Consider the following 13,420-nt stretch of genomic DNA (forward strand, 5'->3'; position numbering starts at 1 on the left):
GTCCACTTCCTTTCCTAAAATGGTTGCTCTAATCTTAGAATGAATGGTGAAATACTGATGCCTGTCCATTCGATCATGGGCTCGTTCGGATCAATGGCGGACACAATTTGTTTCCCATCAAGCCGCGAGAAGCGCTCTTGACGTTCATGCAATTTTTGAATGAGAAGCAGGCGTTCGTCTGTCTGTTCCTTTTCCAAATCCGCGATTGAAATCATTAGAGGTTCACTATGAAACAGCAGCCATAAGTCTATCGCTTCTTTTTGTTCCAGCCATTTCTTTTGAAGCGTTTCAGATAGATCCCTTAATTTGGATAGATGAACCTCTCCTTTTTCAAGCAGTTCAACAAAAAGCGGTTCCCACAGCAACACAATTTTCTCCCAATCCACTTCTCGTTTTCGATACGTGATCGGGTCTTCTTCAGGGGTGTCGTTCTCTGGCTTTTCTTCTCTAGTCATCTCAGTTTCTTGTTCCATCCAGCTCCAGTCAAGCGGATAAATAAAGTCAGGTCTTGGGGAAAAGAGAGGCTCTAGGATCATCGTCATATTGTCCGGCTGAGGTAATCCTTCTGCTGCGATCCAATCTTGGAAATAACTTTTTTGAAAGGAAATATGATTCTGCTTCCAGAACAGATTCGGAAATTCATAGCGCAAATCAATTTCGAGACGAATATTATTAATGACTTGCCCCGCGAGCTGGTCATGCAGTTTCCGTGTTTGTTCAAGTTTTTCCGAGACTTCATATTGTTCTTGCGAGTTTTGAAGACGGTTAATCAGAGATCTCATTTGAAAAAACCGTTGTTTTTCTTCTTGAAATTGCTGTTTCACTTCTTGTTCACGCTGGGCGTGCAGTTCCACCCCTTGCTGAAAAATGACTTTTGGATCGCGCTTCATTCTGTCTTGATAATCGATTTCTCTTGCAATCATTCGTTTTACACGAGCCATTAAATCATCAAGGCCAGACAAGGCTTGATTAAAATGGCCATTTTTTAATAAATGCTCGATATATAACTGATCGATCGTAATTTCAAGTTCCTGGAGGATTTCACGACTCATAAAAATAAGTTCTTTTGCTTCATCCGAGCATTGATAGACCGTTTTTCCGCCTCTTTCCCACTGCGAAGCTCCTCGATCTTCAACGAAATAACGAAACCGCTGCTCTTTTATCTGATCCTCTTTTTCATCAAACCATTTCGCCGTAAAAGGCTGCTGAAGCTCAGATTGACCACTCCAAAGCAAACCATTTACAAATCGTTCTATAACGTCATCATTAATATCCAGTTTATTCTCGATTGGGAGATCGTCTAGACACGATTTCGCAATATCAATGAGATCCATCTTTTTTCGGTTATGGTTATTTTCAATTTCCCGGTAAAACATCTCAAGCAAAACACTTAATCCAAGCATGTGAGCGTAATCTTTAAGACTCGACAGTTGCATTCCCGTTGCCAGATTCCAAATCGGATTCAAGCGTTTAATGCGCTCGCCAAAGCCTTGCCAGCGTGCCTTCATAGTGTAGCTCCTTTGGTTGCTGAATGAATGGTGTCCAGTGACAAGGTTTCTTGCGGGATCCGTTCTTTCTTCTTCCATAGCTCCTCAGTCAGTTTGGCCAACTGACCATAGCCTTGAGCTGCCCATTCCGTTGTCACCTGCTTCAAATACGTTCGATTTTCATTTTGCTCTTTATCTACTTTATTTGTCATTCCCTTGTCAGCCATCGCCTGATAAATGGGACCCGCCAGCTGAATCTTGTAATCTGGATAAGCCTGACATAATCGGACATAAATCCCCCAGCCCTCGGGGTCCATATCCCCTGCATAATGGATGACGACATGCGCATCCACATTTGTGATTTTTTCTAAAAAGCTTAGGCTGCTTTCGATCTTTTTGCCCTCGCCGTAGATGAGTAACTCTGGTTGAATCCCCACAATGGCTTGATGTTGATCCATTAACCGCCTGCATGTATGATAGAAGGATAGATTTTCCACGATTAAGATCGTTTTAGCCTCTTTAATGGTGGTCGTCGGGGATGGCCAAAAGACAAACGGTTCCCCGTAAACATTAGCCTTTAAATCTTTCAGTGTGAGCTGAAGCCTCTGTAACAAGAAACGGCCCTCTTTTGTGAAAAACTTTTCATCCTTAAATAATTGGAAAGCCCGCTCTTCCCTCGTGACCCAATTAAACATGTCCTTATTTTTCAGAAAAGAATAGATGGCTTCAATATGTTCCCATTCTTCCACCGTTTGCCACTCTGGATTCTGTCTGTATCGGCTGAGATCTAATAAATCAGATAACGCCAGCACCTTCGTTTCATTCCACAGATTATCAAACACTTTTGGCTGCAGCCACCATTGACTCGGCAAAGGAGGAAATCTCCCGTTTAACCCGCTTTTCTTGATTGGTAACAGATGTCCCTCTTTCTCCAACTCCGACATCACTTGGACAAATAACCGATACCCATCCGCCTCTTGATAACTCACTAGGCCAGAAAATTTTTTGGTAATTAAATAGTCTTCAAGCTCTTTATATGACAGTTTCTTTCTTCTTCCCACCAAACGCCTATCGTCCAAATAAGCCAAAAGCCATTGTTTCATTCTATCTATCACAGGCGTTTCCACCCTTCGACACATTTTTTAACGATATAGTTCTATTCTACTAAAAATTGTTTAAGTGTTTAAGGGGGGCAGTTCCTTTTTTTGGGGGACTGTCCCTCTTTTTTTGGGGGACTGTCCCTCTTTTTTTGGGGGACTGTCCCTCTTTTCATCATAATGAACAACAGAAAAGCCAGAAAACCTTGATTTAAAAGGTTTTCTGGCTTTTCCGCTCCGTCCCCACCCACTTTAAAGTAATAAAGCAAAATCAAGGTTTTTAGAGGTTTCTAAGTTTTGTGGGGGACTGACCCCTAACTATTCATTCAGTCCTTTTTCCTTTATCATAGAAAAGTACCTTATTAATTTATTTTCTATTATAAAAGGAGTATTTTTGCGATGATCGAAGCTATTTTGTCAACACTTTGGCAAGTCATTGTACCGCTCTTCATTCCTGTAGTAATGGGAGCTATTTTATTTCGATTTAAAAATCTTGATACGAAGCCATTTATCACGGTAACCTTATACTTTTTTACACCAGCTCTTATTTTCGATACGTTAACAAAGGCTCAAATTTCACACGGTGACGTTTTTAAGACCTTTGCTTTTTCTGTATTGAACCTGATTCTTTTATGGGCTGTGGCCAACGCCTTCGGAAAGCTTTTTAAATTACCGTCGGATGAGACCGCAGGATTAACCTTAGTTTCCACTTTCACCAACAGTGTTAATTACGGATTGCCACTTGTTTTATTGGCTTTTGGAAAAGCAGGATTAGATAAGGCTTCCGTCTATGTCATCATGCAAATGATTATTGTCAACACCATTGGCATTTATTTTGCTGCCCGATCGCAATTTTCGGTAAAAAATGCCCTAAAATCGATTTTCACTCTTCCAGCCATCTATGCCTCCATTGCAGCCATTCTATTCCGAATGTTTGATTTACATATGCCAGGAGGGATAGCAAAAGGCATTACTATGGTTTCCAATGCCTATTCCCCAATCGTATTGACCATATTAGGTGCTCAGATGGCAAGTGTCGTCATGGCAAAAGAGGAACATAAAGCACAACTTTCATTATGGGTCGGATTCTTGACTCGGCTCGTTTTAAGTCCTTTTATTGCCCTTCTATGCTTCTACTTGCTGCACATTCACGGTATTCTAGAATCCGTCCTACTCGTTCTCGCTTGTATGCCTGTTGCGGTCAATGCCGTCATATTAGCACAAAAATTTAACGCTTCACCCAAATTAGTTTCAAAATGTATTTTATACACAACGCTGCTGTCGTTTCTTTTCTTACCTGTTCTCATCGTCTTGATAAAAAAATGGGTCATTTGATTGGGGGTCAGTCCCCCTTTTCATCACATCGTCTTTTTTTGGGGGTCAGTCCCCCTTTTCATCACATTGAACAACAGAAAAGCCAGAAAACCTTGATGTTAAAGGTTTTCCGGCTTTTTAGGTCTGTCCCCACTTACTTTAAATCGATAAAGCGAAATCAAAGCTTACAAGCGTTTTAGCTTTTTGTGAGGGGACTGACCCCCATACTTTAGCAAATACTGCACTATTAAACGTTCTAAAAAGCTGAACGGTAATTCCAAAACCATTCCTGATACAAATCGATCTCCTTAAGATTGGTGTCTCCTTTATCTACAAAAATGACAGCTAAAGGCACAAGGACATTTTTCCTTCCTTGCCTGCATTCAAGAAGAACTCCATCATAATCGTCCACTTGTACGACTGGATCTAAGCGAAGACAATTCACTTCAAATTCTGCGACTTCTAAATAGCCCGTCTCTTCTTTATATGTTGTTGAAAATGGGAACGCTAAGTGATTCTCTAGATAGCTATAGTAGCGCCTTAAACTCTCGTCATTTACATTAAGCAATTGGTATTTAGTGCTTTCTTTGTACTTGTTCCCTCTCTTAAGGTCATTGACCCCTAATAGTTGTGCCGCTTGATATTCCCATTCCTCAACTTCTACTGCCATCTCCTCAATCAATTCCTATGGAACAATAAATCCATCTATTATTGAATGATTATTAAAAGGGTTATCTTGAGCAACTGACGGTATGGAGAAATCCTGATCAAAATAGGTCAACTTAAACATATCTTGAATCTTCTTTGACTTCTGTGATGTCGTACTCTGTTTTGTTCCAAAATATTCATTAATGCCTTATACAGAGACATAGGGTTGACTCGCTTTATCAAATAAAAAATTGATCGTTCCGAGTGCATGAATAACCGCCGCTGCCCAGATCTTAATGCGGCCTGAAACAAACGGAACCTCTCTTTTTCTAGCTAGTTTATTTATTAATTTTTCAATAACCTCATCGTAATCTTCATTTAAAAATTCACCACTAAACGCTAAGGTTAATTTCTTCAATTCCTCTTTCTTTTCCGCAATTTTTTCTTTGGTTGCCGCCACTGGAGTACCCTCCCTATTTTCCTTTATAAAAAGTATTTACTATAATAATAGGCTTTAATGAAACGTCCCAATCATAGGGAGAACAAGGCCAATGTGGGTGGGCATAATGACAAAGCCAAACCGCCATATTAGTGAAAAAACGGTTCAGCTTGCCAGACCGTATAAACATACAATTCCTTCTTACCCAAACCATCTAGAGAAGAGAAAAAGCTATATTTTTACTTTAGTCAGATATGAAACAGAGGGGTCCTCCCTCTATCAAACCTGCTCAAGAAGAGTTGGTATACCATCTTTTCTGTTCAGCCAAAAATAGGCAAGGAGTCTGTCTTTTGAATCATTACCGCTATTTATTTTTTTCATTAACTTACGACTTTTTTTCAGTAAATAATCTTTATGATCCTTCTTAAACAAGAAAGCAAGACCAGATGTCATGTAAAATTCACCTAAATCCATCAATCTGCAATACAAAAGTAAATTATTATTAGCATTTTGACTAAAACCAAAATCGATTAAATGGATGACCTTGTTAGTTAATAAATCATTTAGAACCAACATGTTCTTTTCTTTATCCACATCAATGATGCTATAAAGAGAATGAACCGATTGCGTCATGGCATTTAATAGAACTTTTTCCTCTTCGCGAGTTTCGATGCCCTTATTAATATATTCATTTAAAGCACGCTCTCCGTCATTACGATTTTCATAGATAAGAAAATCATAAATAAAATCTTCCTCATTCGGATATTTAACCACAATCTGATTATTTTTCAGTACTCCTATTTCATTACCCGCTTCCAAAAAATCATCATCATTAATACATTCATCCAATATTTTGGTATGCAATTCAACTTGCAAGTTCCTATAGTTTTTATATTGATCTAATAGACTCATCTCAATGCTCCTTTAATAGGGACAGTCCCCAAATCTGATTTAATTTCAAACAAAATTATAGCATAAAGCTAATGGGGACTGTCCCCCTTTTCACATTCCCCATTACATTAAAGGGGTCAGTCCCCCTTTTCATCACATTGAACAACACAAAAGCCGAAAAACCTTGATTTTTAAGGTTTTCCGGCTTTTTAGGTCTGTCCCCACTTACTTTAAATCGATAAAGCGAAATCAAAGCTTACGGACGTTTTAGGTTTTCGTGAGGGACTGCCCCCTCTATCGCCCCCCCTATCTAAACTCCGGCGGAATGCGGCGGGCTACACCTGTTATGATAGCGGCTTCTATGACGGCATAGCGGACTTTGGAGACGACGGTTTCGTTGAAAATACTTGGAATGATGTATTGCTCGTCTAATTCGGTATCGGTTACGACAGAGGCAATCGCGCGTGCTGCTGCGAGTTTCATAGGTTCGTTAATTGCGCTTGCACGGCAATCGAGTGCACCGCGATAGATTCCTGGAAACACCAACACATTGTTAATTTGGTTCGGGTAATCGCTGCGCCCTGTCGCAAAAACTCGGACATGTTCCAGCGCTTCTTCAGGCGCAATCTCCGGATCAGGATTAGCCATTGCGAACACAATCCGGTCTTCAGCCATTTTCTGAATATCTTCGGCAGTTAATATATTTCCGCGCGAGACACCAATAAACACGTCGGCGCCTTGGATCACTTCTTTAAGACTTCCTTTTTGACTTTCTACTTGTTCCTGCTCAGCCAGCCACTGCCACATCGGGTAGTCATACTTAGCCCCGTAAGTAATCGCACCGTCTTTATCAACTGGAACCAACTTGGTCACACCCGCATTCAAAAGCATTTTACAGATGGCGACACCTGCTGCTCCAATTCCATTAACCACAACACGGACATCCTCAATTTGTTTTCCGACCACTTTTAAGGCATTTAAAAGTCCTGCCAGCACCACGACCGCTGTCCCGTGTTGATCGTCGTGAAAAATCGGAATGTCTAACTCTTCTGATAAGCGGGCTTCAATTTCAAAACACCGCGGTGAGCTAATATCTTCTAAATTAATACCGCCAAAGATCGGGGCAATGTTTTTAATAGATCGAATAATTTCTTCCGTGTCTTGCGTATCCAAGCAAATCGGAAAGGCATCTACATCAGCTAATTGCTTAAATAGCATTGCTTTCCCTTCCATGACGGGTGCTGCCGCTAGAGGTCCTATATCTCCTAACCCAAGCACTGCACTCCCATCTGTCACGACCGCTACCGTATTTCGCTTGATCGTTAAGGAGTACGCCTTCTTTTCATCTTCATGAATGGCAGCGCAGACCCGCGCCACTCCAGGTGTGTATACTCTGGACAAATCATCTCTATTTTTAATAGGAATCTTGGTATTCGTTGATATTTTTCCTCCTAGATGGGCGAGAAACGTGCGGTCGGAAACGTTAATCACGCGAACACCTTTAGTCGCTCTTAAACAATCGAGCACCTTTTGTTCTTCAACATCTTTTACAGAAATCGTGATATCCCGAACCGAAGTGGTCCCACTGGAACTGATCATGTCAATGGAAATAATATCCCCACCGCATTCGCCAATGATCGAAGCCACTTCACCAAAAGAAACATGAGTCAATTCAACTCGGGCAATTAAATTATTATAGGCCATGAATGTGCTCCTTCTTTTAAACTTTCATAGAAAAACCTTGATTGATCAGTGTGTGCCGTCTCGCACAAATTTAAAAACTTTTAAGGGGTACCGTCAAAAGACGGTATCCCTATTCTGGTATGACATGTTTAAATTAGTTATTTACTTTTGCATAGCGGCGAACTCGTAAAAGGGCCTGTTCGGCGTGACCCGCAAAGTTCTCAAGTTGGCAGAGTCTTGCCGCGTATTCCCCAATATAAGCCGAAGCTTCAGGCGAGACTTTTTGATAAGTAACAGTTTTAATAAACTTCCCTACCCATAAACCGCCCGTATAGCGAGCAGCCCCTTTGGTTGGCAGTGTGTGATTGGTTCCAATAACTTTATCACCATATGCGACGTTTGTTTCTGGTCCTAAGAATAGACAGCCATAGTTGGTCATGTTCTCTAAGAAATAATCCGGATCTTCCGTTAAGACTTCAACGTGTTCATAGGCTAATTTATCAGCTTCCACTAAAGCCTCTTCAATACTATCAACTAGTAAAATTTGACCATAATCGGCCCAGGAGACACTTGCCACATCTGCAGTTGGCAACACTTTAAGCTGTCTTTCAATTTCTTTCAGGGTTTCATGAGCTAAATGTTCAGAAGTGGTAATTAGTGCACAAGGTGATGTCGGTCCATGTTCGCCTTGTCCTAGAAGGTCGGTGGCAATCATTTCAGCATCGGCTGTGTCGTCCGCAATAACCAATGTTTCAGTTGGTCCTGCAAATAAATCAATACCCACACGACCATATAATTGGCGCTTCGCCTCTGCAACAAAAGCATTACCCGGCCCTACGATCATATCGACCGGTTGAATCGTTTCCGTACCAATTGCCATAGACGCCATTGCCTGAATGCCGCCTAATAAGTAAATTTCATCTGCCCCTGCTAAATGCATCGCCGCAATCGTCGCATTCGGCACTTCCCCATTAATAGGTGGTGTACAAGCGATCACTCGTTTCACTCCAGCTACCTTTGCTGTTAAAACGCTCATGTGCGCCGAAGCCACCATCGGATAACGGCCACCTGGTATGTAGCAGCCAACACTGTTTACTGGAATATTTTTGTGCCCTAGAATAACACCCGGGATATTTTCAACTTCAATATTCGTTAAAGAAGCGAGTTGTGCTTCAGCAAATTGACGTATATTTTTTTGGGCAAATTTGATATCCTCAATCACATTTTGTGGAACCTTCCCCACAATTTCGGTAATTTGTTCGTCTGTTAAACGGAACGATTCCGGAGACCATTTATCGAATTTCTCAGAGAATTCACGGACCGCTGCATCTCCACGGGTTTCAATCTCATGTATGGCATCAGCTACAATTTTAGAAACCTGCTGATAATTTTTTGAAACATCTTCTTTGGATTTGCCGGCTTTAATCACTCTCATTATAAATTCCTCCTCATTTTATGAATGCGTATGCAGAAAAACCTCACAGTAATTTGTTTGCGTTTTCATTGTATCTCATTATGAATACGTATGCAATATTAAAATTACTTTTAATTTTAAATTAATGAGCAACTGAAAACCCCTGCACATTTCGAATGCAGGAGTTTTCTCTATAAAAAAGAAGTCTTTTTCTTAGGTTGTTTTTCTTTCGATTAACCTTCCTTTTACTTCTATATTCCCGGAAATACCCGAATAATCCTGAATCTCATTCATCATGTATTTTACAGTTTGATCCACCATTTCAGAGATCGGCTGCTCCCAAGTGGTTAAGTTATGGGTTGGCCAAGCTGACATTTCAATATTATCAAAGCCGATTATTTTTGTTTCACTAGGAATAGGAATGCCCTGTTCTCGAAAAGCTCCTAAAACACCAAGTGCCATAATATCATTCGCTACAAAAATCCCCGAAGGTATATCGTTCTGAGAAATAATCTCCTTTGCTATGTTGTACCCTCCCGTAAACGTATAATCAGAGGTGTATTTTTTATAGGGTAACTGGTACTTATTGACTACCTCTAAAAAACCTGATTCACGCTCTCTGCTTGTTGAAGTATTCGTGTTTCCCGAAATATACACTAGTTCAGAGCACCCTTTTTTTATTAAAAACTCGGCTATTTGACGGCTTGCCTCCAAATTGTTGGTGCAAACCGAAAAGAAGTCCTTTATATCAACCTTCCTGTTAAAGAAAACAAGCGGAATCTTATTTTCCTTAAAACTCTCAGTAACATTTAAAGAAAGGGTGGCATCTGTAATAATGACGCCAGCCACCTTATAATTAAGCAATGTTTCAATATCTTCCTCTTGAAGTTCGTCATTATTAGTATGGACGAATAAAACGCTATAGCCCAGTTTTTTGAAGACGGTTGCAAACTCTTTTAATACATGTGGATAAAATGGGTTTTTAACCCCCTTCATTACAAGCCCAATAATTTTTGTTTTATTTGTAATCAAACTTCTCGCAAATTCATTTGGACCATACCCTAACTCAGCCGCTGCTGCCAAAACCTTTTTCTTTGTTTTTTCAGAAACCGTTGCTCCTTCAAAGAAAACTCTTGAAACAGTCGATTGCGAGACACCCGCATATTTCGCTACATCCTTTGCCGTAACGCCCTTTCTCATGTTATGTCACAACCTCTTTTATATGATTTATTACGTATCCTCGCCATTAGATAGTGGATCAACCTATTTAAAACAGGTAATTTTATAGAAAATAGAATAGATATAAGTGCGTTTCTGATAATTATAATACAGGAAATGTAAAATCTTGAAACTATTAATTAGTAAATAAAAATATGACGGACCCTATTTTTTGAAAAATAACTAAAAATAAAGACAAACTCAATTTTTAAATATTATTGACAAAATTTCGAGTAATGGTTAATCTGTAGAAAAGCATCAAATGAATACGCATTCAAAACTTAAATTTTATTTAACAGCTAAATACATTTTTTGAAGTGAAAGGAGTGAAGATTTTTATTAGTTTTCTTCAATCGCAAATGAATACGTATTCAAAACTTAACCTTTAATAATTTTCCCTTCTTACCCAATCTGTTCTTGAAAGGAAGAGTAAGAAAAAATGCCCAATAGGAATGCACCTCATAACCTGACAGACCTTCTACACAATCCGATCAATGGCATCACTCATGAAGAAGCTGTTCTTTACTTCACCAGAATAAGAAAGCCCTTTCAAAATCTCAGGCAAATCATCCATCGTTTAAGTGGCTTTATGATTCTCTTCCATAATCAAAAATTCCTTAAATCAGAAGCCGTATTAGCTTTTGAATTAGGAAAAGATCTATTAGGAGAGACGATGGAAGACTTACGTACAATCAAAGTCCCACCTATAGCAGAAAGACATTTTCATCAGTTATTTCATAGTGCCAATTACTTGTATGAATTTTATCAGATTAAAAGAGACCAACCAACTGGGACTGAATCACACGATTATGGTTTATCCCTTTTAGAAAAGGCTTATTCAAGCTTAAAAAAGGCAACTGACTTTTCAAATGGATTGGAAATGGTTTCTTTAGATTCAAGCTGCGCATGCGGTCATCATTAATTATAAGGAGTTTTTGCTATGAATGATTATTCCATTTGGGTATTAGAATACGCTGCTGTACCAGATTACCATGTTGGTGGTGTCATTTATGGGGCACACAATGAAGGGCATCTTAAACTCCCCTACTGCTACGCCTTAATTAAAGGAAACGGGCATACAGCTCTCGTAGATGTTGGCTTTAACTATCGGGACTATGGAAAAGTTCTAGCCGAACGTTTTGGTGTCCTCAATTGGCATAGCCCTAAAGAAGTATTAAAAGAAGTTGGCGTATCCCCTGAAGAAATTGACACTGTTCTTGTCACTCATGCCCATTTTGACCACTTTGGAAATATTGAAGACTTTCCTAACGCCAAATTTTATGTTCAAGAACGAGAAATCTCAAAATGGATGTGGGCGATGTCATTACCTAATCAATTTAATTGGCTAACCGGTGCGCTCGATCCAGGTGATATTGTCCGGGCAGCCAAACTTGCCCAAGAGGGTCGACTCGTTTTAATTGACGGTGATTATGAAAACGTATTGCCTGGAATCGATTTGTTCTCTGCCTTTGACACCCACACGTTCGGATCTCAATTCATTCGTGTTCGACAAGATGAATCAAGTGAAAATAATTCATGGATCTTGGCAGGTGATTTAGTCTATGTCTTTGAAAATGTGGAAGGCCGGGATGGAGACGGAACCTATTTGCCTGTTGGCCTAGCGTCTGGCAGTCAGACCAATTTGCTTTTGGTTACAGAAAAAATGATGAATTTAGTCGGGCGTGAATCCAATCGAATTATCCCCGTCCACGAAGAGCGCTTAGTCGAGCGTTTCCCATCACGTATTACCGATAAGGATTTGCATATTGTTGAAGTTGCCCTTGGTAAAAACGATAGTTCAAAAGTTAATAGATAATAAGTTTTTTAAATCTACAAGGACAACTTTTAAAACGGAAAGGTGGCTGAACATGCACGAACCCAGAAATTTTAAAAATGGATCCGGCAAAGAGACCGCTTCTTGGAAGAAGAATTTCTCTCTTGGGAAAACTGGACTTATGGTTACCCTCTCCTCTTTTCTAGGCTGGACAATGGTTAATATGGATAGTTCTTTTTTTAGTAATATTTATCCACTCATTCAAAAGGATCTTCATTTATCTGATTGGATGATTAGTTCCATTATTACGATCATGGCCGTTGCTGGATGTATCGCTACTTTAATAAGCGGTCCACTCTCCGATTATTTAGGACGGAAAGTGATTTTCCAATGGACGATTGCCTTTACTGCAATTGGGAGTGCACTTAGTGCGATTTCAGGGGGGTACTTTGCCCTTCTTATCGCCCGATGCTTAACGATGGCAGGAAATGCTTCCGAATGGATGATTGGGCAAGTAATGGTTACCGAGGGGACACCGAAAGAATCCAGAGGTTGGTGGACGGGTGTTGCCCAGGTCGGTTGGCCTGTCGGATGGTTTCTAACGTCCATTGTTGTAGCTGTACTTGTCCCTGCATGGGGATGGCGTGGTGTTTTCTGGTTTGGTCTCATCCCAGTTGCTCTAATCCTTCTAACTAGAATTTGGGTTAAAGAAAGCGATCGTTTTCTTGAAGTAAAAAGAATCCGAGAGCAAGAGAAAAGTCATCCCCAAGATCACAAGATTAGTGATGCCGTGACTAAAGTGGTTGATAAAAATAAAGTCAATCAATTTACTTATCGCCAACTTTTTAATTCAGATTTACGTAGTAGAACTATTCTCTTATGGGTTTGGCAATTCTTTTATAATTATGGTCTTTACGCTGTTGCCTTCTTCTTACCAAGTATAGCGGCTGCTCATGGGTTCGATCTGAAAGATACTTGGATTATTAATGCATGGGGAACAGCCGTTGGCGCCATTGGCTACTTACTGGCAGCCTTTTTAGGAAATATATTTGGAAGAAGAGAAATCTCAAAAATTTGGCTGTTATTAGGTGGGATTGCCGGAACTTGTTTTGCTTTTCTGACTCATAATCCTGCTCAAATGGCCTTCTGGTGGTCAGCTTACTACTTCTTTACCGTCGGGCATATGGGTGTGTACATACCTTATATGATGGAAAACTTTCCTACAAGAACAAGAGGAACAGGTTCATCCTTAATGTCTTTTGCCAACTGGGGAGCCCTGTTACTTGCAGGAATCACCTCACAATTAATGGTACATTCTTTAGGTGTTAACATCGCCACGTTCCTTTGGTTAGGCGTTGCCAGCTGGATTGCCTTTCTCTGCAGCTTTGGTACGCCAAAGATTGCTCCAGGAAAAGAATTAGAAGATATTATTAAATAGGAATTTCGTACACCGTT

At 40.1% G+C, this 13,420-nt stretch carries 11 protein-coding genes and 1 pseudogene; 4 read left to right on the forward strand and 8 right to left on the reverse strand.

From position 1 onward, the window contains the following. Window positions 1-14: 14 nt before the first annotated feature. Window positions 15-1,508 carry a hypothetical protein gene (locus PU629_RS13410; RefSeq protein ID WP_275280575.1) on the reverse strand — a complete coding sequence of 498 codons (1,494 nt, stop codon included), beginning with the start codon at window positions 1,506-1,508 and terminating at the stop codon, window positions 15-17. Then, complete coding sequence (locus PU629_RS13415) at window positions 1,505-2,602, reverse strand: Wadjet anti-phage system protein JetD domain-containing protein (RefSeq protein ID WP_275280576.1); 1,098 nt, start codon at window positions 2,600-2,602, stop codon at window positions 1,505-1,507. The genes PU629_RS13410 and PU629_RS13415 overlap by 4 nt, the downstream gene beginning before the upstream one ends. A 381-nt stretch (window positions 2,603-2,983) precedes the next feature. Here PU629_RS13415 and PU629_RS13420 point away from each other — a divergent pair, with 381 nt between their 5' ends. Beyond that, window positions 2,984-3,919, forward strand: coding sequence for an AEC family transporter (locus PU629_RS13420; RefSeq protein ID WP_275280577.1), 936 nt, complete (start codon window positions 2,984-2,986; stop codon window positions 3,917-3,919). Between the two features lie 235 nt (window positions 3,920-4,154). Here PU629_RS13420 and PU629_RS13425 read toward each other — a convergent pair whose 3' ends face one another. From PU629_RS13425 to PU629_RS13450, 6 genes and pseudogenes are all read right to left on the reverse strand, one after another. Then, complete coding sequence (locus PU629_RS13425) at window positions 4,155-4,568, reverse strand: calcium-binding protein (protein ID WP_275280578.1); 414 nt, start codon at window positions 4,566-4,568, stop codon at window positions 4,155-4,157. A gap of 15 nt (window positions 4,569-4,583) precedes the next feature. After that, window positions 4,584-5,006, reverse strand: a pseudogene (locus tag PU629_RS13430) (DUF6398 domain-containing protein). A 258-nt stretch (window positions 5,007-5,264) separates the two neighbouring features. Then, window positions 5,265-5,897, reverse strand: coding sequence for a DUF7986 domain-containing protein (locus PU629_RS13435; RefSeq protein WP_275280579.1), 633 nt, complete (start codon window positions 5,895-5,897; stop codon window positions 5,265-5,267). Window positions 5,898-6,182: 285 nt separating this feature from the next. Then, a complete protein-coding gene (locus tag PU629_RS13440) occupies window positions 6,183-7,580 on the reverse strand; it encodes an NAD-dependent malic enzyme (RefSeq protein ID WP_275280580.1) in 1,398 nt (465 codons plus the stop codon). A gap of 133 nt (window positions 7,581-7,713) precedes the next feature. Next, the gene (gene hisD / locus PU629_RS13445; protein ID WP_481900435.1) at window positions 7,714-8,994 is read right to left on the reverse strand and encodes a histidinol dehydrogenase; all 1,281 of its coding nucleotides are present in this window, start codon (window positions 8,992-8,994) and stop codon (window positions 7,714-7,716) included. A gap of 192 nt (window positions 8,995-9,186) precedes the next feature. Next, complete coding sequence (locus PU629_RS13450) at window positions 9,187-10,173, reverse strand: LacI family DNA-binding transcriptional regulator (RefSeq protein WP_275280581.1); 987 nt, start codon at window positions 10,171-10,173, stop codon at window positions 9,187-9,189. A 457-nt stretch (window positions 10,174-10,630) separates the two neighbouring features. Between PU629_RS13450 and PU629_RS13455 the strand changes: the two genes are divergently transcribed. From PU629_RS13455 to PU629_RS13465, 3 genes are read left to right on the forward strand one after another with little or no spacing between them, the layout of a single operon-like run. After that, on the forward strand, window positions 10,631-11,113 hold the full coding sequence (locus PU629_RS13455; protein ID WP_275280582.1) for a hypothetical protein: 483 nt from the start codon (window positions 10,631-10,633) through the stop codon (window positions 11,111-11,113). Window positions 11,114-11,131: 18 nt separating this feature from the next. Then, window positions 11,132-12,007, forward strand: coding sequence for an N-acyl homoserine lactonase family protein (locus PU629_RS13460; RefSeq protein WP_275280583.1), 876 nt, complete (start codon window positions 11,132-11,134; stop codon window positions 12,005-12,007). Between the two features lie 52 nt (window positions 12,008-12,059). Further along, complete coding sequence (locus PU629_RS13465) at window positions 12,060-13,403, forward strand: MFS transporter (protein ID WP_275280584.1); 1,344 nt, start codon at window positions 12,060-12,062, stop codon at window positions 13,401-13,403. Window positions 13,404-13,420: the final 17 nt, after the last annotated feature.

The organism is Pullulanibacillus sp. KACC 23026, from assembly GCF_029094525.1.
Lineage (GTDB): Bacteria > Bacillota > Bacilli > Bacillales > Sporolactobacillaceae > KACC-23026.

Bases quoted from the DNA above. Each gene is read 5' to 3' on its own strand.
- PU629_RS13455 (WP_275280582.1), top strand. From the start codon at position 10,631: ATGCCCAATAGGAATGCACCTCATAACCTGACAGACCTTCTACACAAT.
- PU629_RS13465 (WP_275280584.1), top strand. From the start codon at position 12,060: ATGCACGAACCCAGAAATTTTAAAAATGGATCCGGCAAAGAGACCGCT.
- PU629_RS13460 (WP_275280583.1), top strand. From the start codon at position 11,132: ATGAATGATTATTCCATTTGGGTATTAGAATACGCTGCTGTACCAGAT.
- PU629_RS13420 (WP_275280577.1), top strand. From the start codon at position 2,984: ATGATCGAAGCTATTTTGTCAACACTTTGGCAAGTCATTGTACCGCTC.
- PU629_RS13450 (WP_275280581.1), bottom strand. From the start codon at position 10,173: ATGAGAAAGGGCGTTACGGCAAAGGATGTAGCGAAATATGCGGGTGTC.
- PU629_RS13425 (WP_275280578.1), bottom strand. From the start codon at position 4,568: ATGGCAGTAGAAGTTGAGGAATGGGAATATCAAGCGGCACAACTATTA.
- PU629_RS13440 (WP_275280580.1), bottom strand. From the start codon at position 7,580: ATGGCCTATAATAATTTAATTGCCCGAGTTGAATTGACTCATGTTTCT.
- PU629_RS13410 (WP_275280575.1), bottom strand. From the start codon at position 1,508: ATGAAGGCACGCTGGCAAGGCTTTGGCGAGCGCATTAAACGCTTGAAT.
- PU629_RS13435 (WP_275280579.1), bottom strand. From the start codon at position 5,897: ATGAGTCTATTAGATCAATATAAAAACTATAGGAACTTGCAAGTTGAA.
- hisD (WP_481900435.1), bottom strand. From the start codon at position 8,994: ATGAGAGTGATTAAAGCCGGCAAATCCAAAGAAGATGTTTCAAAAAAT.